Source organism: Agrobacterium sp. (assembly GCF_059499945.1).
In genome coordinates, this window is sequence record NZ_JCABZP010000003.1 from 357455 (window position 1) to 384255 (window position 26801).

Annotated in this window: 24 protein-coding genes; 11 read left to right on the plus strand and 13 right to left on the minus strand. The window is 59.1% G+C overall.

Annotated features, from left to right (window positions below):
• Positions 1–52 precede the first annotated feature (52 nt).
• On the minus strand, positions 53–1159 hold the full coding sequence (locus AC5I5B_RS03915; RefSeq protein WP_004430140.1) for a branched-chain amino acid ABC transporter substrate-binding protein: 1107 nt from the start codon (positions 1157–1159) through the stop codon (positions 53–55).
• A 283-nt stretch (positions 1160–1442) separates the two neighbouring features.
• On the opposite strand from AC5I5B_RS03915, the gene AC5I5B_RS03920 reads away from it, so the two are divergent.
• A complete protein-coding gene (locus tag AC5I5B_RS03920) occupies positions 1443–2618 on the plus strand; it encodes a DUF3095 domain-containing protein (protein WP_004430138.1) in 1176 nt (391 codons plus the stop codon).
• A 132-nt stretch (positions 2619–2750) separates the two neighbouring features.
• Here AC5I5B_RS03920 and AC5I5B_RS03925 read toward each other — a convergent pair whose 3' ends face one another.
• The 4 genes from AC5I5B_RS03925 to AC5I5B_RS03940 form a co-directional block, all read right to left on the minus strand.
• Complete coding sequence (locus AC5I5B_RS03925) at positions 2751–3071, minus strand: ArsR/SmtB family transcription factor (RefSeq protein ID WP_003524068.1); 321 nt, start codon at positions 3069–3071, stop codon at positions 2751–2753.
• A 540-nt stretch (positions 3072–3611) separates the two neighbouring features.
• The gene (choV, locus tag AC5I5B_RS03930) at positions 3612–4658 is read right to left on the minus strand and encodes a choline ABC transporter ATP-binding protein (protein ID WP_004430131.1); all 1047 of its coding nucleotides are present in this window, start codon (positions 4656–4658) and stop codon (positions 3612–3614) included.
• A complete protein-coding gene (gene choW / locus AC5I5B_RS03935) occupies positions 4655–5506 on the minus strand; it encodes a choline ABC transporter permease subunit (protein ID WP_035212696.1) in 852 nt (283 codons plus the stop codon). Before choW ends, choV begins: the two co-directional genes overlap by 4 nt.
• A gap of 285 nt (positions 5507–5791) precedes the next feature.
• The gene (locus AC5I5B_RS03940) at positions 5792–6745 is read right to left on the minus strand and encodes a choline ABC transporter substrate-binding protein (protein ID WP_060725174.1); all 954 of its coding nucleotides are present in this window, start codon (positions 6743–6745) and stop codon (positions 5792–5794) included.
• Between AC5I5B_RS03940 and AC5I5B_RS03945 the strand changes: the two genes are divergently transcribed.
• The 4 genes from AC5I5B_RS03945 to AC5I5B_RS03960 all read left to right on the plus strand — a co-directional run bounded on the left by AC5I5B_RS03945 (position 6648) and on the right by AC5I5B_RS03960 (position 9605).
• Positions 6648–7019, plus strand: a complete 372-nt coding sequence (locus AC5I5B_RS03945) for a hypothetical protein (RefSeq protein WP_162686907.1) — start codon at positions 6648–6650, stop codon at positions 7017–7019. The two genes, AC5I5B_RS03940 and AC5I5B_RS03945, sit on opposite strands and share 98 nt — an antisense overlap.
• A gap of 42 nt (positions 7020–7061) precedes the next feature.
• Entirely contained in the window at positions 7062–7643 is a 582-nt protein-coding gene (locus AC5I5B_RS03950) for a thymidine kinase (protein ID WP_004430120.1), read from the plus strand.
• A gap of 113 nt (positions 7644–7756) precedes the next feature.
• A complete protein-coding gene (locus AC5I5B_RS03955; RefSeq protein ID WP_060727445.1) occupies positions 7757–8209 on the plus strand; it encodes a pseudoazurin in 453 nt (150 codons plus the stop codon).
• A 238-nt stretch (positions 8210–8447) separates the two neighbouring features.
• Positions 8448–9605, plus strand: a complete 1158-nt coding sequence (locus AC5I5B_RS03960) for a DUF2333 family protein (RefSeq protein WP_004430117.1) — start codon at positions 8448–8450, stop codon at positions 9603–9605.
• Between the two features lie 31 nt (positions 9606–9636).
• Here AC5I5B_RS03960 and AC5I5B_RS03965 read toward each other — a convergent pair whose 3' ends face one another.
• Entirely contained in the window at positions 9637–10353 is a 717-nt protein-coding gene (locus AC5I5B_RS03965) for a helix-turn-helix transcriptional regulator (RefSeq protein ID WP_004430116.1), read from the minus strand.
• A gap of 100 nt (positions 10354–10453) precedes the next feature.
• The gene (locus AC5I5B_RS03970) at positions 10454–10975 is read right to left on the minus strand and encodes a TIGR00645 family protein (RefSeq protein ID WP_004430114.1); all 522 of its coding nucleotides are present in this window, start codon (positions 10973–10975) and stop codon (positions 10454–10456) included.
• Positions 10976–11317: 342 nt separating this feature from the next.
• Between AC5I5B_RS03970 and AC5I5B_RS03975 the strand changes: the two genes are divergently transcribed.
• Positions 11318–13558, plus strand: a complete 2241-nt coding sequence (locus AC5I5B_RS03975) for a TonB-dependent hemoglobin/transferrin/lactoferrin family receptor (protein ID WP_174054490.1) — start codon at positions 11318–11320, stop codon at positions 13556–13558.
• A 56-nt stretch (positions 13559–13614) separates the two neighbouring features.
• On the opposite strand, the gene AC5I5B_RS03980 is transcribed toward AC5I5B_RS03975, so the two are convergent.
• Positions 13615–14559, minus strand: coding sequence for an extensin-like domain-containing protein (locus AC5I5B_RS03980; RefSeq protein WP_111781823.1), 945 nt, complete (start codon positions 14557–14559; stop codon positions 13615–13617).
• A 282-nt stretch (positions 14560–14841) separates the two neighbouring features.
• Here AC5I5B_RS03980 and AC5I5B_RS03985 point away from each other — a divergent pair, with 282 nt between their 5' ends.
• Together AC5I5B_RS03985 and AC5I5B_RS03990 are read left to right on the plus strand one after the other, a co-directional pair.
• The gene (locus AC5I5B_RS03985) at positions 14842–17031 is read left to right on the plus strand and encodes an anthranilate synthase (RefSeq protein ID WP_065695268.1); all 2190 of its coding nucleotides are present in this window, start codon (positions 14842–14844) and stop codon (positions 17029–17031) included.
• Positions 17028–17540 (plus strand): GNAT family N-acetyltransferase, encoded by a 513-nt coding sequence (locus tag AC5I5B_RS03990; RefSeq protein WP_162695560.1) that lies wholly within the window; start codon positions 17028–17030, stop codon positions 17538–17540. Before AC5I5B_RS03985 ends, AC5I5B_RS03990 begins: the two co-directional genes overlap by 4 nt.
• Here AC5I5B_RS03990 and AC5I5B_RS03995 read toward each other — a convergent pair.
• Positions 17537–18481 (minus strand): HD-GYP domain-containing protein, encoded by a 945-nt coding sequence (locus tag AC5I5B_RS03995; RefSeq protein ID WP_080866346.1) that lies wholly within the window; start codon positions 18479–18481, stop codon positions 17537–17539. The genes AC5I5B_RS03990 and AC5I5B_RS03995 overlap by 4 nt on opposite strands.
• A 277-nt stretch (positions 18482–18758) precedes the next feature.
• Here AC5I5B_RS03995 and ade point away from each other — a divergent pair, with 277 nt between their 5' ends.
• Entirely contained in the window at positions 18759–20453 is a 1695-nt protein-coding gene (gene ade, locus AC5I5B_RS04000) for an adenine deaminase (protein WP_004430092.1), read from the plus strand.
• A gap of 191 nt (positions 20454–20644) precedes the next feature.
• Here the strand turns inward: ade and aac(6') are convergent, their stop codons facing one another.
• Together aac(6') and bglA are read right to left on the minus strand one after the other, a co-directional pair.
• Positions 20645–21097 carry an aminoglycoside 6'-N-acetyltransferase gene (gene aac(6'), locus AC5I5B_RS04005; protein WP_111784868.1) on the minus strand — a complete coding sequence of 151 codons (453 nt, stop codon included), beginning with the start codon at positions 21095–21097 and terminating at the stop codon, positions 20645–20647.
• A complete protein-coding gene (gene bglA / locus AC5I5B_RS04010) occupies positions 21094–22758 on the minus strand; it encodes a beta-galactosidase BglA (protein WP_111792264.1) in 1665 nt (554 codons plus the stop codon). Before bglA ends, aac(6') begins: the two co-directional genes overlap by 4 nt.
• 153 nt (positions 22759–22911) lie before the next feature.
• Here bglA and AC5I5B_RS04015 point away from each other — a divergent pair, with 153 nt between their 5' ends.
• Positions 22912–23832, plus strand: coding sequence for a sugar kinase (locus tag AC5I5B_RS04015; protein WP_004430082.1), 921 nt, complete (start codon positions 22912–22914; stop codon positions 23830–23832).
• 197 nt (positions 23833–24029) lie between these two features.
• A complete protein-coding gene (locus AC5I5B_RS04020) occupies positions 24030–25079 on the plus strand; it encodes a bifunctional monoglucosyl/glucuronosyl diacylglycerol synthase (protein ID WP_004430079.1) in 1050 nt (349 codons plus the stop codon).
• Positions 25080–25271: 192 nt separating this feature from the next.
• Here AC5I5B_RS04020 and AC5I5B_RS04025 read toward each other — a convergent pair whose 3' ends face one another.
• Both AC5I5B_RS04025 and AC5I5B_RS04030 read right to left on the minus strand, forming a co-directional pair.
• The gene (locus AC5I5B_RS04025) at positions 25272–25883 is read right to left on the minus strand and encodes a hypothetical protein (protein WP_004430076.1); all 612 of its coding nucleotides are present in this window, start codon (positions 25881–25883) and stop codon (positions 25272–25274) included.
• Positions 25884–26003: 120 nt separating this feature from the next.
• Positions 26004–26612 carry a DUF2026 family protein gene (locus AC5I5B_RS04030; RefSeq protein ID WP_111834688.1) on the minus strand — a complete coding sequence of 203 codons (609 nt, stop codon included), beginning with the start codon at positions 26610–26612 and terminating at the stop codon, positions 26004–26006.
• Positions 26613–26801 lie beyond the last annotated feature (189 nt).

Genomic DNA, 26801 nt, shown 5'->3' on the forward strand with positions numbered 1-26801 from the left:
TCGGACCCATAAAATGAAACCGGCCGCAACAGGTGCGGCCGGTACAGTCAGCTTATTCGGCTGCGACGATCTTGCCGTCCTGCCACTTGAACAGCGAGAAGGCCTGCGACGTCAGGTCGCCGTTTTCGCCATAGGTGACCTTGCCGATTGCCGTCGGGAAAGCGTCGCCGCTCTTCAGGGCCGTGGCGACCGCTTCGGAATCCTTGGCGCTTCCGGCTTTCTCGATGCCGGCCTTCAGGACTTCAACGGCAGCGTAAGCGTTGAGCGTGAAGGCTTCCGCCGGAATGTTGGCGGCCTTCAGCGCTTCGGCAGCAGCCTTGGAGTCGTCGTTCTTCAGCGCGTCGGAAGCGTTGGTGAAGATCGTGCCTTCGCCAGCCTGCGAACCGATGTTCCAGAACTCGCTGTTGGACAGGCCGTCACCGCCGATAACGGCAGCCTTGGAACCAATGTCCTTCAGCTGGCGCACCAGAAGACCTGCTTCCGGGTGGTAACCGCCGAAATAGACGATGTCGGCATTGTCGGACTTCAGACGAGCCGTCAGCGCGCCGAGATCCTTTTCGCCTGGTGTCAGCGCATCATAGAGAACTTCGGTCACGCCACCGGCATTCAGCGTCGCCTTGAAGGAGTCTGCCAGACCTTTGCCGTAAGCGCCCTTGTCGTGAATGATGGCGATCTTCTTGTCCTTGAGGTTGGAAAGAACATATTTCGCCGCAACCTCGGCCTGCTGGTCGTCACGGCCGCAGGTGCGGAAGACGTTGGCAAGGCCGCGGTTGGTCAGGCCCGGCGCGGTCGCCGTCGGCGTCACCATCAGGACGCCATTTTCGGCAAAGACATCCGATGCCGGAATGGCGACGCCCGACGTCACCGGACCGACGACGAAGTGGATGCCTTCGGCAACAAGCTGGTTGGCAGCGGAAACGCCCTGCTTGGGCTCGCCGCCATCATCAGCGAGCTTCAGCACGACCTGTTCGCCGAGGATGCCGCCCTTTTTGTTGATTTCATTGACTGCCGTCTGGGCGCCGTTCTTGACCTGGTCGCCATAGGCGGCGACAGGACCGGTGAGCGGCGCAATCAGGCCGATGATGATTTCGGCATGAGCAAGGGGTGCGAATGCGAAGGACGCTGCGAGCGTCACGCTGGTCAATGTCTTCAGTTTCATCCTGGTGTCTCCTTAAAGGGGGTCGCGGACCCGGTGAGCGCCATGGGCGCCGACCGAATGAAACTATCGGACGCCTCCCGGCGAAAACTCGTTCCATTTTTGAATTCCGAGCCTTCCACTCAACTCATACGGAAGGTTTGATGATTTATGCAAGTCACTTTGCTGGATTAGGTCTATTAGCGGTAAATCATTCGCCGGATCGGCCGTGATTGCGCCGTCTGAACGGACAAATCGACCTTCCGTAAACGCTTGGCGTTTGGCCGCCGCTGGAGGATAATACGCCATGATCGCAGCAGATGAAGAATTTCTGGCGGGCCTTCCCGTCTTCCGGCATTTTGAAGACGTGGCCGACCCGGCGCTTTATCGCGCCCTGCCGCCGGGATGGGGGCTGGCCATCGCCGATATCGTTGATTCGACCGCGGCGATCGGTACTGGCCGATACAAGGCCGTCAACATGGCTGGTGCGGCGGTCATTTCAGGCGTTTCGAACAGTCTCGGACGTCACGACCTGCCCTTCGTTTTCGGCGGCGACGGCGCCGCCGTTGCCGTACCGCCCCAGGGGCTGCCTGTGGCGCGTGCAGCACTTTCGAATGTGCAGCGCTGGGTGAAGGATGACCTCGATCTTGCAATGCGCGTGGCCCTGGTCCCCGTCGAAGATATCCGCAAGAATGGTTTCGATATTCGCGTCGCCCGCTTTCAGGCAAGCGAGGATGTTTCCTACGCCATGTTTTCGGGCGGCGGTAACAGCTGGGCGGAAGCCCGGATGAAGGAGGGACAATATGCCCTGCCCGCAGCCGAAGCAGGCGAGCGCCCGGACCTGACGGGACTTTCCTGTCGCTGGAACCCCATTCCCGCCACCCGCGGCAAGGTGGTATCGATCATTGCCGTGCCGGGGCCGTCGCGGGACATGCCTGCATTCCGCCAGCTGGTCATCGATCTCGTCGATCTCGCCGAGCAGGACGCAAGACACGGCCATCCCGTGCCGGAGGATGGCCCAAAACTCGGTTTCGTGGGTGAGGGTCTCGGTCTGGAAGCCCGGGCCGGGGCTGCCTATCACGATGTCTGGGGCAAGATGCGCCGCTCGTTTCGCATTCTCGGCGAGTCCCTGCTCGTCAATCTTCTCAGCGTGACGGGGCTGTCGTTCGGACCGTTCAATGCGGTGCGCTATCGGCGCTCGGTCGCAAGCAATACTGATTTCAGAAAATTTGATGACGGACTGAAGATGACGGTGGATATCGACGCCTCACGGCTCGAAAAAATCCGCACGCGGCTCGAACAGGGTCGCCTATCGGGAAGCTGTTATTACGGCCTGCACGAACAGGATGCCGCCTTGATGACCTGTATCGTGCCGTCCCCGCTTTCCAGGGACCATATGCATTTCGTGGATGGCGCGGACGGCGGATATGCGGCTGCGGCAAGCCGCCTCAAGCAGCAGATACAATCTGCTGCGACGGGCTGAATACCACGCCGATACCAGCCCTCAATCTCTGTGCCTGGATGCACTACAGCGAAAGCCGACGAAAAGAAAAAACCGGCGTCGTGCGCCGGTTTCAATGGAGTGATGCTGCCGGACCTTAACACGGCCGTGGGATCAGGCTGCGGTCTTGCTGCTCTTCTGCGCCTGGCAGTAAATTTCCTCGAGGGAGGCGAGGATTTTTTTCACGGATTCGGAGTTGCTGGAATAGTAGATGGTCTGCGCATCGCGTCGTGTCTTCACTAGTCGCTGGGCACGCAACTTCGAAAGATGCTGCGAGAGAGCGGACTGGCTGAGACCAACCTGTGAAGCGAGAACACCAACCGGCACTTCCGTATCCACCAGCGTGCACAAGATCATCAGGCGCTTTGGATTCGCCATAGCTGAGAGCAAGTCTGCAGCGGCGATGCTATGTTCCGACAGAGATTGGTTATCCATACGCTCAAGTCTCCTGATGACAGTCGAAAAAGACGGTCATGGTGGCTATTATAGGTGTTCCAAAAGGTGTTTTTATAATTCAGTTGATACGTTGTATATACCTAAATCTTGCTTATATCGTGTCCCTTTCAAAGACTATTCTTCATCGGTTATTTACTTAAGATATTGTGATAAAATTATCAGCTTTTTGCTCGTTTTTTCACAGTCTAAGGATAAAAACATGTATTAGCAGCAGTATTTATAAGCAATAAACGATCAAAATTTGAGCGCTTCAATCTTAACACCCGGCGCCGGATTTTGGGGTGACAATCTATTACCACCTTAAATTTAGCAGCGAGCTAAAGAATCTAGATTAACTTTGCGCAATTTTCTCTAAGTTTGCAATATGATTTTTATTAGTAATTATTTTCATGCATAACTTGTGATATCAAAAATATTCTTTGCTACCGTGGGAAGGTATAACTTGCGCTGCAAAGATCTTGTAGAAACAGAAAAAGGGCCCTCCATGAAGGCCCTTTCTTTTTTCAGACGGGCGAATCACTATTTTTTGCGGTGACGCGTCAGCCCTGCCACGACTTCATCTGCGGAAATCGTGCCTATGATCGCGCCATTGTCGACGACGCCGATCGCTCCGGAGTTTTTTGACAGCGCATCGAGAATATCGATCAGCGGCGATGATGGACGGGCGGTGGCGGCGACGTTCATCTGGCCGTTGCGTTCGTCCACGCCCCGCTTCATCACATCGGCAGCAGTCAGCATGGAAATCGGGTTCATGTTCTGCACGAAATCCGCGACATATTGCGTGGCCGGCTGCTTGACGATCTGCTGCGGCGTTCCGCACTGGATGATGCGTCCGCCTTCCATCATGGCGATACGGTTGCCGATACGGAAGGCCTCGTCCAGATCGTGGCTGACGAAGAGGATAGTTTTCTTCAGCCTGCTCTGGAATTCCAGAAGCTCGTCCTGCAGGCGGCTTCTGATGAGGGGGTCAAGCGCCGAGAACGGCTCGTCCATCAACAGGATCGGCGCGCCGGTGGCAAACGCTCTCGCCAGCCCCACACGCTGCTGCATGCCGCCGGAAAGCTCTCCCACCTTGCGGTCGGCCCATGCGGAGAGATTGACCAGTTCCAGCTGCTCGGCCACCATGCGCTTGCGCTCGGCTTCCGGCACGCCGGAAAGCTCAAGCCCGAAGCCGACATTGTCGGCCACATTGCGCCAGGGCAGAAGACCGAACTGCTGGAAGACCATGGAAACCGTGTGCATGCGCAGATCGCGGAGCGATTTCGCCGGGCAGCGATAGGGATCGACATAGCCGGACTTGGTCTTCACGCCGACATTGCCGCGCACCACGGGCGCAAGCCCGTTGACGGCCCTGAGCAGGGTCGATTTGCCGGAGCCGGAAAGCCCCATCAGCACGAGTATCTCGCCTTCGCTGACCGAGAGCGAGGCATTGGCGACACCGAGAACCAGTCCGGTTTCGGTATTGATCTCGTCCCGCGTGCTGCCCTTGTCGATCAGCGGCAGCGCCGCATCGGGCCGGTCGCCGAAAACGATATCGACATTTCCGAAGATGATGGCGTCACTCATAGATCATCCTCCGCGCCGGGAAGGCGGAAAAGCCGGTCGAGAACGATCGCCAGGATGACGATGCACAGTCCCGCTTCGAAGCCCATGGCGATATTGACGGTGTTCAAGGCGCGCACGACAGGCACCCCGAGACCATTGGCGCCCACCAGCGCGGAAATGACCACCATCGACAGCGACAGCATGATCGTCTGGGTGAGGCCGGCCATGATCTGCGGTGCGGCGAAGGGAAGCTCCACCTTGCGCAATACTTGCGAAGGCGTCGCACCAAAGGCGACGGCCGCCTCGACCAGCGACGGCGGCGTCGAGACGATGCCGAGGCGGGTGAGGCGCACGGGAGCCGGAATGGCGAAGATGACGGTGGCGATGAGGCCCGGAACCATGCCGAGACCGAACAGCACCAGCGCCGGAATGAGATAGACGAAAGTGGGGATGGTCTGCATCAGATCCAGCGCCGGGCGCATGCCGGCATAGATCCACTTGCGTCGGGCCGCCAATATGCCGAGCGGTATACCGATGATCATGCACACGGCGCTGGCGGCGATGACCAGCGCCAGCGTTTCCGTCGTCGCTTTCCAGTAGCCGAGATTGATGATGAGCAGCAGCCCGAGCGCGGTAAAGATGGGCATGCCGACGGAGCGGCGCGTCCAGGCCGAAAGCGCCGTCAAGATCACGACGATGACCAGCGGATGCGGCGCCTGCAGCACATAAAGCAGGGCGTTGATGACGCTTTGGAAAATGAAGGAAAGCCAATCGAAGAAAAAAGCGAGATTGCCGGTCAGCCAGTCAATGGCCTCCTTGGCATATCGGCCGACGGGCAGGCGGTTTTCAGGAGCGCTGAGCCATTCCACGGTAAGAAAAGACCTTTCGTGAATTAAAACAATTCCAGCAAAAATGCGTAGCGGTTTTGCGTCCGGAATTGCGCAGACAACAAAGGAATGGAGCATCGTCATCCCGTTTTACCGGAATTGCTCCAATGCAGAAATGACGGCCGGCAATAAAACTGCCGGACGCGGTGCTGGCGCATGACCTTCAATGTCTGAAAATTCACAGGCAAGGTCATGCATGGGCATCGTTATTTCCCGCTGATCCGGCCTGCCATGCAGGCCGGATGCAGTCATGCATAGTCTTGCGGTTTAAAGGCCGAGAGCCTTCTTTACGGTGGGCAGGGCGTCGGCGCTGCCGTCCTTGGTCTTGACGTTGGCGAGCCAGGGTTCGATCGCCGCCGGGTTGGCCTTCAGCCAGGCGGTTGCAGCCGCCTCGCCCTCAAGGCCGTCATTCAGGATCTTGCCCATGATCTCGTTTTCCATGGGCAGGGAAAATTGCAGGTTCTTGAGGAAAGCGCCGACATTCGGGCATTCCTCGACGTAACCCTTGCGGACATTGGTATGGATCGTCGCGCCGCCGAGGTTGGGGCCGAAGACCTCGTCGCCGCCGGTCAGATAGGTCAGCTTGAAATTCGCATTCATCGGATGCGGTTCCCAGCCGAGAAAGACGATCGGCTCGCCGGATTTTTCCGCGCGGGCCACCTGGGAGAGCATGCCCTGCTCGGACGATTCGACCACCTCGAATGATTTCAGTCCGAAACTGTCCTTGGTCACCATGTCGAGAATCAGGCGGTTGCCGTCATTGCCGGGTTCGATGCCATAGATCTTACCGCCAAGATCAGCACTGTGGGCGGCGATATCCTTGAAATCCTTGATGCCGAGTTCGGCGCCCTTGGCGTTGGTCGCCAGCGTGTATTTGGCGCCGGTCAGGTTTTCCCGAAGCGTCTCGACAGACTTGTCTTCGCGATAAGGCGCAATATCGCCTTCCATGGTCGGCATCCAGTTGCCGAGGAAGACGTCAATGTCCTTGTTTTTGAGGGACGTGTAGGTAACGGGGACGGAGAGAAGCTTGACGTCCGTTTCATAGCCAAGGCTTTTCAGAAGGACGGTGGCTGTCGCCGTTGTGGCGGTGATGTCGGTCCAGCCCACATCGGAAAAACGCACCGTGCCGCAACTTGCCGGTTCGGCGGCGCTGGCCGCGCTGAACGTCATGGAGGAGATTGCTGCGGCCAAGACCAGACAGCGACTTCTATTTGCAAACATCGCTTGCTCCCTGTTTTTTCGTTCCCTTGCCATTATCAATATCTGCCGGACACAATCAACTCGCGTGCATTTGCGTGCTTTGGCCCACCGTTTGCGACAAAATGGTGAAAATGTCGGTATTCAGCGGTGCAATGTCGAAAAAGGGCAGGCCGTAGAAATCTGTGTTTTTCCCACGGCCATACTTTTCAATCCGCGTCTTCCTCGTCAAAAGACGCTGTATGCAACATCGGCTGGAGAACCGGAACCGGTTTGTGAGGCGCGGTGTGCCGATTGAAGAGGTTGGAGCATTCAAACGCGGGTGCTCCGGGAGTGGATAATGGCAAAACTCTATTTCAATTATTCGACGATGAATGCCGGCAAATCGACCATGCTGCTGCAAGCGTCCTATAATTATCACGAACGCGGCATGCGCACGCTGATCTTCACGGCGGCCTTTGACGACCGGGCGGGCGTCGGTCGCGTTGCCTCGCGCATCGGCCTCTCCTCCGACGCCCTGACCTTCGATGAAAATACCGACCTGTTCGCCGAGGTATCGGCCCACAATGCCGAAGGGCCGGTCGCCTGCGTTTTTGTCGATGAGGCCAATTTCCTCTCCGAACACCATGTCTGGCAGCTTGCCGAGATTGTCGACCAACTGAACATTCCGGTCATGACCTACGGCCTGCGCACGGATTTCCAGGGAAAGCTTTTTCCTGCCTCGAAAGAACTCCTCGCCATTGCCGACGAGCTTCGCGAAATCCGCACCATCTGCCATTGCGGCCGCAAGGCAACGATGGTGGCCCGCTTCGACAATGAAGGAAAGGTCGTGACCGAAGGCGCGCAGATCGATGTCGGCGGCAACGAGAAATATGTTTCCTTCTGCCGCCGCCACTGGGTGGAGACGTTCAAGGGCGAGTGAGCATCTGCGTCCGGTTGCCGCATTTGATTTTCCGCAAAGATGGCTGCCCTGCTCCCGGGCTAAGACGACAGCGACACATTCGCGTGGATGTGCTTTCTCTCAGGAGCAAAATTATGCAGAACAGAACTGCCAAATTCGCCGGCCTCGCCATTCTCGCAGGTCTTTTCGCCTTTCCCGCCCTTTCTGCCGAAATCGAAGTGAAGATGCTCAACAAGGGCAGCGACGGCCAGGCGATGGTTTTCGAACCCGCGACCGTCAAGGCCGCCATCGGCGACGTCATCACCTTCGTCCCGGTCGACAAGGGTCATGATGCGGCAGCCGTGAAGGACATGATCCCTGAGGGTGTCGCCGACTTCAAGGGCAAGATGAACGAGACGGTGAAGGTGACTGTCGAGAAGGAAGGCGCCTACGTCGTCAAATGCACACCGCATCTCGGCATGGGCATGATCGCGCTCGTCGTCGTTGGCGATGCGGCACCGGCCAATCTGGACGCCGTCAAGAACGGCAAACTGCCGAAAAAGGCGCGCGACCGGCTGAATGACGAGATCGCCAAGCTCGGCCTCTAACCGCATATCCCTTCGGTTCCGCGGCGGCCGTTGTTCCACAATCGGTGTGGAAAGCCATAACGGCCGGCGCGGACCGCAGGTTGAGAAAAGTTTCGCAATCATGTTGTATCCCGGTTGACCGGGACATATCTGGAAGACAGTAAATGACCGCGGTTTATACGAAGCGCCGAAGGGTGCGGCCGGACCGAGGTTCTTTCTTCCGGCGTCCAGCCCCACGGGCAGAGGAGACTATGACGACATGATCGACCGGATCACCGCCTGGATTCAGGCAGCCTTCAGCGCCATCGGCAGGGCCGCCGGTCTTCTCGTCGCCTGGCTTTTGTGGCCCTTCATGGCTGCCCATGGCTGGTATCAAGGCCGCAACTGGATCATCAAGGGCCCGATCGCTCTGGTTCTCATCCTGCTTGCCGGCTTTTACGGATATTTCGTCTGGCAAACGCAGGTCTGGAGCAATTTCGATCCGGATTACATTTCCCGCTACAAGCTTGCCGAACGTACCGTGCCGCCCGGACAGGAATTGCCGGCCGCCAGCCCGACTTCGCCCGCCGGCGCAACGGGTGCCGCCGCCAACACATCCGCGCCTGTTTGCCAGCGTTCGGCCATCGTCGACGCCGCCGCGGATCTCACCGATTTCAACGTCAACCAGAACGCCTGGATTTCCTCCATGCTGCTCTATCGTCTCGGCCTCTTCGGCATGGACTGGGACAGCACGCCGTTTCTGGACAACAAGGCCTCGTTCCAGCGCGGTGTAAACCAGGCCGTGCGCCGCACCTCTGTTGAACTGGTGGATACGCTCGGCCGCGTGCGCGGAACCTCCGGCATCAATAACAATCTCCAGGAAGCGCGCGGCAACATGCAGTTCAGCGAATATTCCTGGTATTTCGGTCTCGATCCCTTCGGCCCGAAGACGCCGACCCCCAGCTATTACCGCGCCGCCATCCGCAGCTTCCAGGCCTTCAACGGCGAACTCACGGCCTGCAAGGCGGTCTTCGATACCCGCGCCGACAACCTGATCCAGTTCATCGACCGTATCGCCGGCGACATCGGTTCGACATCGGCGATCCTGCGCGAGCGTTCGGAAAACTATAATGGCGGCTGGTTTGACACCCGCGCCGATGACCGTTTCTGGTTCGCTTATGGCCAGCTCTACGGCTATTATGGCGTGCTTTCCGCCGCTGGATCGGACTTCGCACAGGTCATCCGCGAGCGTAACCTGACCAACCTGTGGAACGACACGCTGTTGCAAACCCGCGCGGCGCTGCGCATCCAGCCGGCGATCATTTCCAATGGTGAGGAAAGCGGCTGGATCATGCCGTCGCACCTCGCCACCATGGGATTTTACGTTTTGCGGGTGCGCTCTAATCTCGTCGAGCTTCGCTCGGTTCTCGACCGGTAGGGCAGAGGCCTCCCCCGGACGACAGGATCGATCAGTCTATCAGGCCAAGGCGTATGGCCTTGGCCACGAGCTGGGTGCGGTTGACGCAGTCGAGCTTGCGGATGGCGTTGTTCATATAGGCATTGACGGTATGTTCCGAGATGGAGAGAAGCTCGGCGATCTCCACGGAGGTCTTTCCCTGCGCCGTCCAGCGCACGACGTCGAGTTCCCGTTTCGTCAGTGGCGAGGGACCCCTGGAATTGGCGCGACAAAGGCGGTCATAAACCTCCAGCGCATGCAGCACGATCATGCTCAGCTCGTTCAGCGAGGCTTGCGGCAGGACATCGCGATCGCCTGCGAAATTCATCAGATGCCGGTTGCCGTACATGCCGTGCACCGGCACCATGAGACCGGAGGTAATGCCCATGCTGCTTAGCGAGGCCGCCGCATGCAGCAGCGGTCCACCGGCAATATCCGGGTCCTGCAGCGACCAATATTGCGGCATCATCGATGACGCGCCGCGCTTGATGACGGGACAATCCCCAAGTGCGCCATCCTTGGTCATCGCATTCACAACCCAGATCGGCAGGCTGCTTTCAACGACCGTGGGCAAGGCATAAACATTTTGGCCGCCGGGTAACCGCAGCAGGGTCACATAGGCGTAACCGAAGGCGCGCATCACCTCCCGCAGCGCCTCCAGCCATTGGGATTTGTCGGCCGCAGCCGACAGATCGTCACAAAGTCTGGCCTGGCGCTCCGTCTTCGCCATTCACGCGCCCTCGCCGCGCCGGGACGCGCTGCCCGGAGCGAGAAACATGCAGCATGGCCAGGACGGGATTGCGACCTTCATATCGGCTGGACCATCCTGATCAAAGCACCGGCTTTTCGGATTTGTCCTTCGGCTTTGCCATCAGTTTTTCGAGGAAACCGAGCATGACCGCCGAGACGACAAAAGCCAGATGAATGATGGTGAACCACATCAGCTGGCTGTCCGTATACTGGCTGGCGTTGAGGAATATCTGCAGCAGGTGGATCGATGAAATCGCCACGATCGACGACGCGACCTTGATTTTGAGGCTGCCCGAGTCGAGCTTGCCCAGAAACGAAACCTCGGCATCCGACTCGTCGAAGCGGCTGACGAAGTTCTCGTAACCGGAGATCATCACCATGACGATCAGGCTGGCGACCAGCGCCGCATCGATCAGCCCGAGCATGGCAAGGATCATATCCGCTTCGTCGTAAGTGAAGACGTTTTTTGCAACCTTCAGAAACTTGAGCATGAAGGAAAATGCATAAACCGCGAGCGCCGCGACGAGCCCGAGATAAAAGACCACAAGCAGCCAGCGGCTGGAGAGAATGATCCGCTCGACGAGCAGTTCAAGAGACTTCATTTCCGTATCCGATTAATAATCTGTTTATTGTTTCGCCATGTAAACTGGCTGCGAATATCCTAGCAAGCGGCAATGTCGGGACTTTGACCGTATCGCGGCGTTTTCGCACCCATTCACCAGCCGGACTCCGCCGAGGATAGGCGTCGTATTTTTGCAACATACCGTTATGCTTTAAAACATGATGTAAAAAGTCATATATAATATGTTGACAGTTATCATCATGTTTTTTAGTCCTCGCTTATCGGCTCGCCCGTAACAATCAAAACAGTTTCAGCCGCGGCGGCAAACGCGGCGTGCTTTCGCACGCCGTGGCCCATTCGCGCGCCTACCTGGGGGTACTTCATGTCCATTTCGCGCACGCAGTCTGCGTTGCTTCTGTGCACTGCCATCTCTCTCCTGCCGCTTGCCGGCCCCGCACGGGCACAGGATGCCGCTTCGCAGGCGGACGGCACCACCACGCTTGAAAAGATCGTGGTCAAGGGCAAGCGTGTCAAAAGCGCCAATGCCGTCGCCGACACGCCGCTGGCAAGCCAGACCACAGCGGAAGACATCCGCAAGAAGGACATCGCCAGCATCAAGGACCTCGGCAACAGCACGGAACCGGGCGTCGATTACGTGGATGCCAAGCCCGGCAGGCCCGGCGGATTGTTCATTCGCGGCCTCGGCGGCGCGCGCGTCGTCACTTTGATCGATAATATTCCTGTTCCCTACTTCAACAATTTCGCCCGTCAGGGCCAGGCCACCACCACTCTCAGTGATACGAATTCGAGCTTCGATTTTTCCTCGCTTTCGACTGTTGATGTGGTGCGCGGCGCCGATTCCAGCCGCATCGGCTCCGGTGCTCTCGGCGGCGCGCTCGTGCTGCGCACGCTCGAGCCGGAAAACCTGATCGGCGAAGGCAGGGACTGGGGTGGTGTGGCCAAGACCACCTATGACAGCGAAGACAGAAGTGTCGGCGGATCGATCGCCGTCGCCAAGAAGATCGAGAACACCTCGGTCCTGTTCCAGGGTTCCTACAAGCGCGGCAACGAGACGGACAACAAGGGTACGGCCGACGTCTACGGAACGCGCCGCACCAAGCCCAACCCCGCCGATACCTATGAAAGCAACCTGATGTTCAAGATCCGCCAGGATCTTGAAGGCGGTCACCGCATCGGGCTGACGGCCGAGCGTTATTCGCTGAGAGACCGCAGCGACATGAGGACCCTGCAGGGCGTCAGCGTATCGGGATCGACCTACCGGATCGGCGACTACCGGGGCTACGAGGACACCGAGCGTGACCGCGTATCGCTCGATTATGAATACGAGGCGCCCTCGACCGACGGCGTGATCGACGCCGCCAATCTCTCGCTTTACTGGACGCGCCTTTCCAAGGAGTCCGGCGCGGGCGACCGCCTGACCAACAATTCGCTCTATATTCGCGAAGACAGCATGCGCAATAGCGCATTCGGCATCGTCGGCGGCCTCGAATCCGGTTTCGAGCTTGGCGGCGTGCAGCACACAGTCCGCTTCGGCGGCAACGCCATGACGACCGATTTCAGCCAGGAACTGTTCGCCAATACGGCCGGATCGACCTCGTCTTCGCAATCGGACATGCCTGACGTGAGCGGCAAGAGCCTCGGCCTTTATCTCGATGACGAAATCGCCTTCGGCAACGGCTTCCGTCTTACCCCTGGCCTGCGCTTCGATTCCTACGACTACGACCCTGACGGTTCGGTTTCCAGCAATGGCGGCTACAGAACCTTCGGCCTGCCGAGCGGCAACAGCGGCTCGCGCTTCTCGCCGAAGCTTCTTGCAACTTACGACGTCACCCCGGAACTGCAGCTCTTCGCACAATGGTCGATGGCCTATCGTGCCCCGACGATCAACGAACTGTACCTGAACTTCTCCAACATCAGCTCCGGTTACGCTGTTGTCGGCAATTCCGCCCTCAACCCCGAGACCAGCAATGGTTTCGAAATCGGCGCGAACTATGCCTCCGGCGACCTTACCGGAAGCCTGACGCTGTTCCACAACAAGTACAAGAACTTCATCGAGCAATACACGACCTCGACCACCCTGTTCCCCGGCTTCGGCGGCAGGGGCAACGGATCGCTCTTCACCTATCGCAACCGCAACAATGTCGAAATCTCCGGTGTCGAAGCCAAGGTCCGCAAGGATCTCGCAAACGGCTTCTTCGCCCATGCCTCGCTTGCCTACGCCTATGGCAAGGACACCGATACCAACGAGTTCATTCGCACGGTCGCGCCGTTCAAGTCCGTCCTCGGCGTCGGTTATGCGCAGGATGTCTGGGGTACGGAACTGACCGGCGTCTTCTCGTCCGGCGTGCGTGACGACAGGGTGGCCAACACCTTCGATGCCCCCGGCTACGGCGTCTTCAACCTGACCGGCTGGTGGGAGCCGGAACAGACCAAGGGCCTGCGCATCCAGGCCGGCATCTACAACCTGTTCGACAGGAAATACTGGAATGGGGTCGGCGTCCGCGACGTGAACCCGAATTCCGTCAGCACCGTCAACCAGCCGGTCGATTTCTATACGGAAGCAGGCCGCACCTTCAAAATCTCCCTGACCCAGAAATTCTAAATCCGGGCGGAAATATCATCTCCAGTCGGGGCGGCCTTCGGGTCGCCCCTTTTTTGTCAGCGGCAATAGAGATAGCTGCCCTTGCGTTCCAGCACGTCGAGATGCAGGTGATCCTGATGGGTCGCGTCGCTGCCGGGCGAAAGAACCGTGCGGAAGAACAGGCAGGCGGCGGCCGTAATCGTGCGCTGGAAAGCGCCTTCCGGCGTCCCGTCCTCGACCCGCGGCTTCATCACCAGCGGCTCGCCCTTGTCGAAGGAAATGGTGGAAATATCCACGGCATTGCCCTTGGCATGTTCGGAAATCTTGCCGTTTTCCGCGCTGTTGCGGTTGCGGCAGATATAGGTCGAGGCATTGGCGATGGCCGTCACCTTTTTCTCCGGCAAAGCGAGAGCCGCCGCCGGCAACATCATCTCCTTGGTCCAGCGGGAAAGCGCAAGCGCGGTTTCGCAACGCATGGTGCCCGATGGTTCCAGCTTGATACCGGGCAGAACCACGGAAAGCTCGACAGGCGCTTCGATGCCGCAGCCCTGCTCGGCATCGCGGATCGGCTCAAGCTGCTTGAACTCAGCGCCGATCTCCTTCAACGCGCCAAGGCATGCCTGAAGTGCGGCCGGATCTTCCGGTTTCACCGGCTCCGGTGGTTTCTCGTCGGGTTTGGCCGCCTCGTCACCGGGCTTCTTACGCTCCCCGTCGTCCTTGCCCTCGCCTTCCTTTCTGGCGTCATCGGAACCTTTATCAGCGGGTGTCTTTTCATCATCCGATTTCTGCTCCTCCGAAGCCTGCGGCTTCGCGTCCGGTTTCTGCTCTTCCGGGCGCTGCGGTTTAGGGGCCGGTTTCGGCGCTTCCGCCGGGCTTTGCGGCATCTCGTCCGATGGTTTTTCAGAGGGGGTGGAGGATTGCCCCTCGCCCGGTTTTGGCTGCGGCACCGGTACCTGCGCCGGCGGTTCAGAGGCGGAAATCAATGCGAGGGTGGCTACCAGAAGACACAGACGATGAAGCATTTTTCGGGGCACTCCTGACCGTTTCGGCAGGAGAGCAACGCAGCGGCGGCCGGTAAGGTTCACTCCCTTGCCGAAATCCGCTTGCCAAGGCGGATCGTGCACGCTAACAATTTTCCCATGAATATCGTGTCTAAGAACATTGCTAACTGGTGGTGGGGCAGCTTTTCGCGGCCTTGACCAGTCATGTCTTCAGACAAAGTCCAAGCCGCCCGAATTTTCAGGCGGCTTTTTTGTTATTTTGCCGCCTGTCATCGGGCCTGAACAACAGGAAGTACGAAAGAAATGGTAACGATCATTCAGGATGACGGAGCGGAAACCTACGAGACGAAAGGCGGCATCAAGGTCAGCCGAAAACGCCGGCCCGCCGACTATGCCAACGCCATCGATAATTATATCGAAAAGCTCGATTCCCATCGCGGCGCGGTATTCTCGTCCAACTATGAATATCCCGGCCGTTACACCCGCTGGGATACGGCCATCATCGATCCGCCGCTCGGTATCTCCTGTTTTGGCCGCAAGATGTGGATCGAGGCCTATAATGGCCGTGGCGAAGTGCTGCTTGGCTTCATCACCGAAAAGCTGAAGGCGACGCCCGATCTCACGCTTGGCGCTTCCACCACACGCCGCCTCGATCTCACCGTCAACGAGCCGGACCGCGTCTTCACCGAAGAAGAACGCTCGAAGATCCCGACCGTCTTCACCGCACTGCGCGCCATCGTCGACCTCTTCTATTCGAATGCGGATTCGGCCATCGGCCTGTTCGGCGCTTTCGGTTACGATCTCGCTTTCCAGTTCGACGCGATCAAGCTGTCGCTGGCGCGGCCGGAAGACCAGCGCGACATGGTGCTGTTCCTGCCCGATGAAATCCTCGTCGTTGACCACTATTCCGCCAAGGCCTGGATCGACCGCTACGATTTCGAAAAGGCCGGCGTGACGACGGACGGCAAGTCCTCCGAAATCACACCCGAGCCGTTCAAGACCACCGACACGATCCCGCCCAAGGGCGATCACCGTCCCGGCGAATATTCCGAACTTGTCGTGAAGGCCAAGGAAAGCTTCCGCCGCGGCGATCTGTTCGAGGTCGTTCCCGGCCAGAAGTTCATGGAACGCTGCGAAAGCAATCCATCAGCGATTTCGCGCCGCCTGAAGGCGATCAATCCCTCGCCCTATTCCTTCTTCATCAATCTCGGCCATCAGGAATACCTGGTCGGCGCGTCGCCGGAAATGTTCGTGCGCGTCTCCGGCCGCCGCATCGAGACCTGCCCGATCTCAGGCACCATCAAGCGCGGTGACGATCCGATTGCTGATAGCGAGCAGATCCTGAAACTGCTCAACTCGAAAAAGGACGAATCCGAGCTGACCATGTGCTCGGATGTGGACCGCAACGACAAGAGCCGCGTCTGCGAGCCAGGTTCGGTGAAGGTCATCGGCCGCCGCCAGATCGAGATGTATTCGCGCCTCATCCACACGGTCGACCACATCGAGGGTCGCCTGCGCGACGATATGGACGCCTTTGACGGCTTCCTCAGCCACGCATGGGCCGTCACCGTCACCGGTGCGCCCAAGCTGTGGGCCATGCGCTTCATCGAAGGCCATGAAAAGAGCCCGCGCGCCTGGTATGGCGGCGCGATCGGCATGGTCGGCTTCAACGGCGACATGAATACCGGCCTGACGCTGCGCACCATCCGCATCAAGGACGGCATCGCAGAAGTGCGCGCCGGTGCGACGCTGCTCAACGATTCCAACCCGCAGGAAGAAGAAGCCGAAACCGAACTGAAGGCATCCGCCATGATATCAGCCATTCGCGATGCAAAGGGCACCAACTCGGCCGCCACCAAGCGCGATGCGGCCAAGGTGGGCAACGGCGTCAAGATCCTGCTCGTCGATCACGAGGACAGTTTCGTGCACACGCTGGCGAATTATTTCCGCCAGACGGGTGCCACGGTTTCCACTGTCAGATCGCCGGTCGCAGCTGATGTGTTCGATCGCTTCCAGCCCGATCTGGTCGTGCTCTCGCCCGGACCGGGCAGCCCGACGGATTTCGACTGCAAGGCGACGATCAAGGCCGCCCGCGCCCGTGACCTGCCGATCTTCGGCGTCTGCCTCGGCCTTCAGGCGCTGGCGGAAGCCTATGGCGGCGAGCTTCGCCAGCTTGCGGTGCCGATGCACGGCAAGCCCTCGCGCATCCGCGTGCTGGAACCCGGCCTCGTCTTCTCCGGTCTCGGCAAGGAAGTGACCGTCGGCCGTTACCACTCGATCTTCGCCGACCCCGCCACCCTGCCGCGTGATTTCATCATCACAGCGGAAAGCGAGGACGGCACGATCATGGGCATCGAACACGCCAAGGAACCCGTTGCCGCCGTTCAGTTCCACCCGGAATCGATCATGACGCTCGGCCAGGACGCCGGCATGCGCATGATCGAGAATGTCGTGGTGCATCTGACCCGCAAGGCGAAAACCAAGGCGGCATGATGGTGGCTACCGACGCCATCAGCATCGAACCCATCCGGGCGGAGCACGTTGAAAGCTTTCACCGTGCTCTCGATGCGGTATCGCGCGAGCGGAAATATCTGAGCTTCCTGGAGGCGCCGCCGCTCGATTCGGTTCGCGCCTTCGTTCTCGACATGATCGAAAACGACCATCCGCAATTCGTGGCGATTGCGGATGGGGAGGTGGCCGGCTGGTGCGATATTCGCCGCCAGAGCAGAGCAACCCGCGCCCATTGCGGCACGCTCGGCATGGGCATCCTGCCCGCCTATCGTGACAAGGGACTTGGCGCGCGGCTGATGCGGCGGACACTCGATGCCGCCCGTCAATGCGGGCTGCATCGTGTCGAGCTAAGCGTACATGCGGACAATGCGAGAGCAATTGCGCTTTATGAAAAGATCGGTTTTGTGCATGAAGGCCGAGCGCGCGACGCCGTCCTGATCGACGGGCGTCACATCGACAGCCTCAACATGGCGATCATCTTCGGCAGCTAACCCCTCGGCAGCGAGGCCGAAATACACAGGGCAAACTTTTTCAGAAGCTGCATGTCGAAATGCCCCTCCCGGCGCAGCATCCATGTCAGCGCTTCATTCGCCGTCCACGGCTTCTTGTAGGGCCTGACCGAGGTCACGGCGTCATAGACGTCGCAGACCGCCGCGATACGGGCGTAAAGGCTGATCTCGCCACCCGCACGGCCACTCGGATAACCGCCGCCATCCATCCGCTCATGATGATTGAAGCAGACATCAAGCACCATTGATGGCATCTGCGCGTTGCGCGACAATATATCCCGGCCGAATGCCGGGTGAAGATTGATGATCTCCCGCTCGCTGGCGCTCAATCCTTCCGCCTTGTTGAGGATCGATGAGGGGATTTCCACCTTGCCGATATCATGCAGCAACCCGCTGATGCCGAGCAGATTGACTGTTCCCCTGTCGAGCCCGAGATAATTACCGAAAAGAATCATCAGGCCGCTGACGGAGACCGAGTGCACAAAGGTCGTTTCGTCTTTCGATTTCAGGCGGGTGACGCCGATGAAAATCGCCGGGTTCGACTGCACGGCATCGGAAATCTTGCCCGCCGCCGCAGCCATGCCCTTCAGCGAGACACTGCCGCCGGCTTCAGCGGAGGCAAAGGTTTCGGCAATGGTATCGGCGGCCGAGCGTACGGCATGAGTAACGGCAGCCACGGTTTCCGGGCAATTGCACAATGGCGGTGAAACGGCTGCAGAACGCTTGCTGCCTTCGGTGTCGTGCCCCTTGGCCGTGTTGATGACGATGCTTTCGGCGCCGCTCAATTTCAATTGACGCATTAATTCCTCATGCCGCAAAAGAAAGCGGTGCCGCTTTAAAAATCCCTGGTTCGAAAGCGTTCCTTCGACCGCTTCGATAAACATGCCAAGCGTCAGTTGCTGGGTGGAAATTCGTTTGAGCATCAGATGCTTTTATTTTCCTTCCCGGGAATGATAGCCTGAAACCGTAATTCGTAAAAATGCCGGCGTGTAACCGGTTAAACTACAAAGGTGAAGTCAAGCCTTCCCAATTTGCCTAAACTTGAACCTCGAAAGATTAGATAACACAAATATGAAAATTTTTTACTCCGGATATATTTAAAACCCAAAGAATCAATCCAAATAGACCAAGAAACAACCTTAGAATGTAAATAGTGAAAACTATCGCATACGACGCAAACCAGGAGCCGAAGAAACCCGCATGAATTCCAGACTTGAAACGCGCATCGACCAGGGTACGGGCCGTGAACCGGCGGACATGGTTCTCAAGGGCGGACGCTTCTTCGACCTCGTTACCGGAGAACTCGTCGCGTCGGATATCGCCATATGTGGCGACACCATCGTCGGCACCTGCGAGAACTACAAGGGCCGACAGGAAATCGACATTTCCGGAAAAATCGTCGTTCCGGGTTTCATCGATACGCATCTCCACATCGAATCGTCACTGGTGACACCGCACGAATTCGACCGCTGCGTTCTGCCCTATGGCGTTACCACCGCCATCTGCGACCCGCACGAGATCGCCAATGTTCTCGGTGTTGAGGGGCTTCAGTTCTTCCTCGACAGCGCCATGGAAACCATCATGGACATTCGCGTGCAGCTCTCCTCCTGCGTGCCCGCGACCCATCTGGAAACATCAGGCGCCGATCTGCCGATCGAAAAGCTGCTGCCGTTCCGCGATCATCCGAAGGTCATCGGCCTTGCCGAATTCATGAATTTTCCCGGCGTCATCCACAAGGACCCGGTGTGCATGGCAAAGCTCGAGGCCTTCCAGGGCCAGCATATCGACGGGCACGCGCCACTTCTGTCCGGAACGGCGCTGAACGGTTATCTCGCCGCCGGCATCCGCACCGAACATGAATGCACCAGCGCCCCGGAGGCGCTGGAGAAAATCCGCAAGGGCATGCATATTCTGGTGCGCGAAGGCTCGGTCTCGAAGGACCTGCACGCCCTGATGCCAATCATAACCGAGCGACTGTCGCCCTATCTGGCGCTCTGCACCGATGACCGCAACCCGCTCGATATCGCCGAACAGGGCCATCTCGACTATATGATCCGCACGGCGATCGCCAGCGGCGTCGAGCCGCTCGCCATCTACCGCGCCGCCTCGATTTCCGCCGCCAAGGCCTTCGGTCTACGCGATCGTGGTCTCGTTGCACCGGGCTGGCGCGCCGATCTCGTGGTCGTCGACAGCCTGCAGAACTGCAAGGCCAGCATGGTGCTTTCCGGCGGCCGGATCGTCGATGACGCCCTGTTTGCCACGCGCAAACCAGTTGCACCCGTCGGTCTCGACAGCGTCAAGGCAAGGCCGGTGCTGGCGGCCCATTTCGGCGTGCCGGTCACGGAGGGCGAAAGCCCGGTCATGGGCGTGCTTCCCGGCAAGATCATTACCGAGCACCGCCGCTACAAGCTGCCGACGGATGGCAACCAGACCACCGTCGATCTTGAGAACGACATCATCAAGGTTGCCGTCATCGAACGCCATGGCAGGAACGGCAACCACGCCAATGGTTTCGTTCAGGGCTTCGGCCTGAAGAAGGGCGCGATCGCCTCAACCGTCGGCCATGACAGCCACAATATCTGCGTCGTCGGTGTCAACGAGGACGACATGGCGCTGGCCGCCAACCGGCTCGGCGAAATCAAGGGCGGTTTCGTGGTGGTGGAAGACGGCAGGGTCACCGGCGAGATCGCTTTGCCCGTGGCCGGGCTGATGAGCCTCGAACCCTATGAGACCGTTCGCGATACGCTGCACACACTCAGAAAAGCAGCCTATGCGCTCGGCACGACGCTGGAAGAACCCTTCCTGCAAGTGGCCTTCCTGCCGCTACCCGTCATTCCGCATTTGAAGATTTCGGATATGGGCATGGTGGATGTGGATCGGTTTGCGCTGATCTGATTGGCGGAAAATGCCTCGGCGGAAGACGGGAAACACGCATGAAACGCCAGCCTCATTCCTGTGCTTGTCGCAGGAATCCAGTCGACGCGCGTCTGCGCGGCGAGAGAGTCTTTTCAGCCCAACGACTTGGGCTGGCTAGATTCCTGTGACAAGCACAGGAATGAGGGAAGCATCTGCTGTGCCTCTGCCCCTCAATCCGAAGGCAGAAGCTTGCGGAAATAAACCACCCGCTCCGTTTCCTCAAATCCCAGCGCCGCATGCATGCGATGGGAATCGACATTTGCAATATCGGCATCGGATGCGAGTTCGGTGACGCCCTGGCTGATGGCCCAGCGGGTTACTTCGACCACGAGCGCTGCGGCAACGCCCTGTCTGCGAAACGTCTCCTCGACATAAATTCCCTCGAGAAACGCCACGGGCGACGTGTCGCAGCCGTTGACGTAATCCCGCCGCAGACTGACCTCGGCAAAACCAATGGCCGCTCCCGCCGGATCGTGGACAATAAATCCAGCCCCGGCGTCGGAGACGTCCTGCAACTCCGCCCTATGTTCGTCAGGCGTGGTATCCGGCCACAGGCGGTGTCGCAAAAGACACCAGTCATCCCGATAGTCGGCAGCGTTTCCGATGACGAATGGACCGCTCATACAACTGTCCCGCAAAACACATCCAGCCCATCGAGCTTGACAATCCCCGCATCGAACAGCGGCGCGAAACCCGGCATCGGCAGGATATCCGTGACCCGCATGCCTTTCGGTATCGGAAATTCCAGGGCGTCGCGCGTCAGGTTGAAAACGAACAGCAGTTTTTCGTCGCCCTTCTGGCGCGTGAAGGCCAGCACATCGAGATTGGTCTTGATGAAGTGCATGTCCCCATCGCGCAGCGCGCCGTGACCTTTGCGGAAAGACAAAACCGCACGATAGTGGTTCAGAACCGAATCCGGCTTGCGCTCCTGCGCATCCACGGCCTGCATGGCATGGACATAGGGCACCGGCAACCAGGGCTTTTCAGCGCTTGAAAAGCCGGCATTCGGCTTGCCGGTCTCCCACACCATCGGCGTGCGGCACCCGTCACGGCCCTTAAAGGCGGGCCAGAAGCGGATGCCGTAGGGATCGCGCAAATCCTCGAAGGCAAGTTCGGCCTCGGTCAAACCCAGCTCCTCGCCCTGATAAAGGCAGATGGAGCCGCGCAGGCTGGCGAGGACACAGATGGCGAGCTTCGCAACCCGTGTCTGTTCTTCAGTACCTTCAGAAAACCGGCTGAGGTGTCGCACCACGTCATGGTTGGAAAAGGCCCAGCAGACCCAGCCATCCGTTACCACCTTGCCGAAGGTCTCGACCGAACCGCGTAAGTGTTTGGCGCTGAAATCCGGTCCCAGCAGATCGAAGGTGTAGCACATGTTAAGCTTGTCGTTGCCGGACGTATAGGCCGCAACCGTCTTCAGCGACCGAGCCCCGTCACCCACCTCGCCCACCGTGGCGCGGCCTTCATATTCATCGAGCAGCGCGCGGAAACGCTTCAGGAAAGCCACGTTTTCCGGCCGGGTCTTGTCGTAGAGATGATCCTGCATGCCATAGGGATTGACGTCGGACGCATCGAGACCAAAACTTTCCTCGTCGAAAAGCGGCGGGTTGTCGCGCAAAAGCTTGTCGTGGAAATAGTGGTTGACGGTATCGAGCCGGAAACCGTCCACGCCGCGATCCAGCCAGAAGCGCACGGTTTCGAGAAGAGCATCCTGAACCTCGGGATTGTGAAAATTCAGGTCCGGCTGCGAGGCGAGGAAGCTGTGCATGTAATATTGCTTGCGCACGCCGTCCCATTCCCAGGCCGGTCCGCCGAACACGGAAAGCCAGTTTGTCGGCGCCGTGCCATCCGGCTTGGGATTGGCCCAGACATACCAGTCGGCCTTGCTGTTGGTGCGGCTGGCACGGCTGTCCACGAACCAGGGATGCTGATCTGAGGTGTGCGAAATGACCTGATCGATGATGACCTTCAAGCCCAGCCGGTGCGCCTCGGCCATCAGGGCGTCGAAATCGGCAAGCGTGCCGAACATCGGATCGACATTGCAATAATCGGAAACGTCATAACCCATATCGGCCATGGGCGAGGTGAAGAAGGGCGAGAGCCAGATGGCATCGACACCGAGCGAGGCGATATAGGGCAGACGTTTCGTCACCCCGGCAAGATCGCCATATCCGTCACCGGTCGTATCCTGAAACGAGCGCGGATAAACCTGATAGATCACCGCTCCCTTCCACCAGTCCGATTGCGCTTGGGGTTTGTGGACCGGGGCATGGGTTAGCGGCATGGGCGATCTCCTGATGGTTTGAGCGGAGAATATAAAGCCGACGCGGCCGCGTAAACCGGAACTTCGCACATGCACAAACGGCCAAAACCGCCCTTGTCAGCGGCACGCACTCGTCGTAAGCCGCATGGCTGGAAAAAACGGGAGGATGACAGCGTGGGCGGACGGTTTCTGTCGATTGGCGAATGCATGGTGGAACTGTCGCAGGCCGGCGACGGGCTGCTGCGCAAGGGTTTTGCGGGCGATACGTTCAATACCGCCTGGTATGCCCGCGCCTGCCTGCCGGAAGACTGGTCGGTCGATTATTTCACCGCACTCGGCGACGATCCGCTTTCGGAAGACATGCTGGCCTTCATTGCCGATGCCGGCATCGGCACCGAAAAAATCCGCCGTATCAAGGGCGGCACACCCGGCCTTTACCTCATCAACCTGAAGGATGGCGAGCGCACCTTCAGCTACTGGCGCAACGCCGCCGCGGCAAGACAGCTGGCCGCGGACGCGGATCATCTGCGCAAAACGGTCGAAAGCGCCGATGTTGTCTATTTCTCCGGCATCACGCTCGCCATTCTCGCCTCCGCGCATGATGTCGATACGTTTCTGGCGGAACTGCGCCGCGCCAAGGCGGCGGGCAAGCTCGTGGTGTTCGACCCCAACATCCGCCCGCGCCTGTGGGCGGACAAGGACAACATGCTCGAGACCATTTCCAACGGTGCGCGCGCCGCCAAGCTTGTCATGCCGAGCTTCGATGACGAGGCGAGCCATTTCGGCGATGCTTCCGTTGAAGCGACCATCGACCGCTATCGTTCACTCGGCGTCGAAAACATCGTGGTCAAGGACGGCGCCAAGGGTGCGACGCTCGATTTCGGCGGCAGCCGCAGCCACGCCCCGGCGGAAAAGGCCGTGGACGTGGTGGATACGACAAGCGCCGGTGACAGCTTCAACGGCGCGTTCCTCGCCCGTTATGTGACCGGCAGTTCCCCGGAGGAAGCGGCCACCTTCGCCGCAAGGGCGGCGGCAACCGTCATCGGTCACCACGGCGCGCTGATCAGCCCCGAGCTGCTTCCGCTGGTGGGATAGCCCCCTATCTGCCCCTCATTCCTGTGCTTGTCACCGGAAACCGGCCGACGTGCGTCTACGCGGCGGAGAGCCTCCTCTCAGCCGCTTCCCCGCTGTCAAAAGCCCTGACATGATCCTGTAACACGCACGCCGCATATACGGACAGAAGCCGGGCAATGGGGATTCGCCCGCGCGCAGATGAGCAGGATCAGTGTTTCATGACGAGAATCACGATTGTCACAGATGCCTGGCACCCGCAGGTCAACGGCGTGGTTCGCTCGATAGAAAATACCAACACCGAACTGGCGCGGCTGGGTGTGGATGTGCGCATGGTCACGCCGCAGAGTTTTTACAGCATCCCCTGCCCCACCTATCCGGAAATTCGCCTCTCCGTCGCCGGCTATCGCCGTGTGGCGGCGGAGATCGAAAAAAGCCAGCCCTCCTTCGTGCATATCGCGACGGAAGGGCCGCTGGGCTTCATGGCGCGGCGCTGGTGCGTGAAGAACCGCATGCGTTTTTCCACCAGCTATCACACACGCTTTCCCGAATATGTGGCGGCGCGTTTCCCCGTCCCGGAAAGCTGGCTTTATGCCTTCGTGCGCTGGTTCCACAATGGCGGCAACACCTGCATGGTGGCCACCCCGAGCCTTGAGACCGAGCTGGAAGCGCGCGGCGTGCGCAACCTGAAGCGCTGGAGCCGCGGCATCGACGCCGAGCTTTTCCATCCCCGCCCGAAGGCAAAGCTGCCTTTCGACCTGCCGAGGCCGATCTTCATGACGGTGGGACGTGTGGCGGTGGAGAAGAACCTGCCGGAATTTCTCGACCTCGACCTGCCGGGCTCGAAGATCGTCATCGGTGACGGCCCGGCCCGCCATGAATTGCAGGAAAAATATCCTGATGTGCTGTTCACTGGCGTCAAGACCGGTGAGGACCTCGCCGATGCCTATGCGCAGGCCGATGTCTTCGTTTTCCCCTCGAAGACCGACACATTCGGCAACACCATTCTGGAAGCGCTGGCAAGCGGCGTGCCCGTGGCCGCCTTCCCCGTTACCGGACCGATCGACATTCTTGGCGGCAACCCCGCCGCCGGCGCGCTGGACGACAATCTTCGCGATGCCTGCCTGGCGGCGCTTCATTGTTCGCCACAGGCGGCGCTGGCGCTCTCCAAAAGCTACAGCTGGGAAAAGGCCTCAAGGCAATTTCTCGACAATGTCATCCACGCCGCCGGGAAATCGCTGCCGCTGTTATCCCGTTCCCAACTTGCATGAAGGCAATCCCCGAGATTTTCTTTGGGAACAGTGGACGAAACCGAGCGGGAATGTCACAAGGCGATCAGGACGCGACTGCCGTTATCTTTAGAACGGGGTCGGGCTGCTGATTGACGTCAGGCGGCTGCCGCGAGAACACGCTGGCCGTCCTTTTTGCGGATGATACCCCGCCACATCCCTCGAGATGCCGCTTCAGGATAAGGGCAGAAGCTCTTTTTGCTGGGCAGCGCACCAGTGATTGATCTTCTCGACAACATCCTTTGGCGCGATCGGCAAGGCACTGCTGGGTATCACGACCACCGTCCCATGGAAAACCAGCACCAGACTATCCGGTGGCGTGATTGCGAGATGATAGCGCGCCCAGCTCAGTTGCACGGTGTCCAGCCGTGTGACCTGCTTGTAGCCCTGAGGCCCGATCTCGATCTGCGTTTGAGGTGAATACATTCGCTCGTGGGCGATATTCCAGTGAGCGAGAACCTCATAATAGGATTTCGCCTCCCGTCTCGCGCCCTGCCAGATAATAAACCAGATGGCGAGAGCCACGATCGGTGCGGGGGCGAACACCCAATAACCGACCACCGGCCAGACGCCCGGAAACCACGGCAGGCTTATGGAATAGATGAAAGCCGCAGCCAGCCCCGCAAATATCGACAGCTTGACTCGCGCTGAGGAAAAATGGCGAGCCCAGGACTTGTCGAAAATCATGCTGTAATTTTCATAAGCCTGATTTTGATAGCCGTAGACATAGGAAGGGACATGTTTCGGGTCGGGCGTGAAGCTTATTGAAATGGTGTCATCGGCCATAGGAGCACGTCGATCCCGTTCCTGTTGCAGCTCAGTCTGCGTAGCACCGGCGCCCTTATAAATCAAAAGGCCTTTCCCTACCAAACCTTCGGGATCGACGCCGTACCGCGTAACCTGCCTTCACCATGCTCCGGCAAGCGTTTGGCCGGACAGCGGCACGGTCCGCGCCTTGCCATCCCGATCCGTTACCGAGAGCGACGCCGCCATCTGTTTGGGCGATTTGCGGAACCAGTTGGCGGCAACGCTCGCCATATCGCCGATCATCGCCTGTTTGTGCCAGTCGGCGAAGCGCTTGGCCGTGGCTTCCGGCTCGGAGCGGTAAAAGAAATCGCCGGATTGCCCGAGATCGTTGATGGAGGCCGCCATGGCCGAGAGCGGCCGCTGGAACATCTTTGCCGGTACCGCAAGCGTATCGGCCCCTTGCGAAAAAGCGGGCGCCATGAAATCGATCGCCCATCCATCCGCCTCCACCCAGCAGTGGAAATTCTCGCCCGCGCCAGTCACATAACCGTCTTCGCGATGATCGGCGAACAGCAAAACCGTTCCGCCGAGATTATAGGCCGCGAGCCCGCCCTTCGGCACCGCCTTCACCTTGTAATGCTGCTGCAGGATGAACGCGCCGAAGGTGCTGAAATACATGGAGGCCGAAGCAGGATCGGCATTCTGGCTGAGGAGCAGGCTGTTGATGACCCGGTAAATCCTGAAATAGTCGGTCTGCTTGATCAACATGGTTTTTACTCTTCAAAACCGGACAGTGAAATTGGAGCGAGCTGGTGCCCCTTGTTTCTTCTCCCCGCCGGGGAGAAGGTCGCCGCAGTGGGATGAGGGGGCGACGGTCGTGATATACGGAGAGGTTGCCCCCTCATCTGACCCTTCGGGCCATCTTCTCCCCACGGGGAGAAGAAATACGCCGCAGCG

What these genes read in the sequence shown, in the direction of transcription:
- AC5I5B_RS03915 (WP_004430140.1), bottom strand. Translation starts at nt 1,159, where the DNA reads ATGAAACTGAAGACATTGACCAGCGTGACGCTCGCAGCGTCCTTCGCA.
- AC5I5B_RS03920 (WP_004430138.1), top strand. Translation starts at nt 1,443, where the DNA reads ATGATCGCAGCAGATGAAGAATTTCTGGCGGGCCTTCCCGTCTTCCGG.
- AC5I5B_RS03925 (WP_003524068.1), bottom strand. Translation starts at nt 3,071, where the DNA reads ATGGATAACCAATCTCTGTCGGAACATAGCATCGCCGCTGCAGACTTG.
- choV (WP_004430131.1), bottom strand. Translation starts at nt 4,658, where the DNA reads ATGAGTGACGCCATCATCTTCGGAAATGTCGATATCGTTTTCGGCGAC.
- AC5I5B_RS03940 (WP_060725174.1), bottom strand. Translation starts at nt 6,745, where the DNA reads ATGTTTGCAAATAGAAGTCGCTGTCTGGTCTTGGCCGCAGCAATCTCC.
- AC5I5B_RS03950 (WP_004430120.1), top strand. Translation starts at nt 7,062, where the DNA reads ATGGCAAAACTCTATTTCAATTATTCGACGATGAATGCCGGCAAATCG.
- AC5I5B_RS03955 (WP_060727445.1), top strand. Translation starts at nt 7,757, where the DNA reads ATGCAGAACAGAACTGCCAAATTCGCCGGCCTCGCCATTCTCGCAGGT.
- AC5I5B_RS03960 (WP_004430117.1), top strand. Translation starts at nt 8,448, where the DNA reads ATGATCGACCGGATCACCGCCTGGATTCAGGCAGCCTTCAGCGCCATC.
- AC5I5B_RS03965 (WP_004430116.1), bottom strand. Translation starts at nt 10,353, where the DNA reads ATGGCGAAGACGGAGCGCCAGGCCAGACTTTGTGACGATCTGTCGGCT.
- AC5I5B_RS03970 (WP_004430114.1), bottom strand. Translation starts at nt 10,975, where the DNA reads ATGAAGTCTCTTGAACTGCTCGTCGAGCGGATCATTCTCTCCAGCCGC.
- AC5I5B_RS03975 (WP_174054490.1), top strand. Translation starts at nt 11,318, where the DNA reads ATGTCCATTTCGCGCACGCAGTCTGCGTTGCTTCTGTGCACTGCCATC.
- AC5I5B_RS03980 (WP_111781823.1), bottom strand. Translation starts at nt 14,559, where the DNA reads ATGCTTCATCGTCTGTGTCTTCTGGTAGCCACCCTCGCATTGATTTCC.
- AC5I5B_RS03985 (WP_065695268.1), top strand. Translation starts at nt 14,842, where the DNA reads ATGGTAACGATCATTCAGGATGACGGAGCGGAAACCTACGAGACGAAA.
- AC5I5B_RS03990 (WP_162695560.1), top strand. Translation starts at nt 17,028, where the DNA reads ATGATGGTGGCTACCGACGCCATCAGCATCGAACCCATCCGGGCGGAG.
- AC5I5B_RS03995 (WP_080866346.1), bottom strand. Translation starts at nt 18,481, where the DNA reads ATGCTCAAACGAATTTCCACCCAGCAACTGACGCTTGGCATGTTTATC.
- ade (WP_004430092.1), top strand. Translation starts at nt 18,759, where the DNA reads ATGAATTCCAGACTTGAAACGCGCATCGACCAGGGTACGGGCCGTGAA.
- bglA (WP_111792264.1), bottom strand. Translation starts at nt 22,758, where the DNA reads ATGCCGCTAACCCATGCCCCGGTCCACAAACCCCAAGCGCAATCGGAC.
- AC5I5B_RS04020 (WP_004430079.1), top strand. Translation starts at nt 24,030, where the DNA reads ATGACGAGAATCACGATTGTCACAGATGCCTGGCACCCGCAGGTCAAC.
- AC5I5B_RS04025 (WP_004430076.1), bottom strand. Translation starts at nt 25,883, where the DNA reads ATGGCCGATGACACCATTTCAATAAGCTTCACGCCCGACCCGAAACAT.
- AC5I5B_RS04030 (WP_111834688.1), bottom strand. Translation starts at nt 26,612, where the DNA reads ATGTTGATCAAGCAGACCGACTATTTCAGGATTTACCGGGTCATCAAC.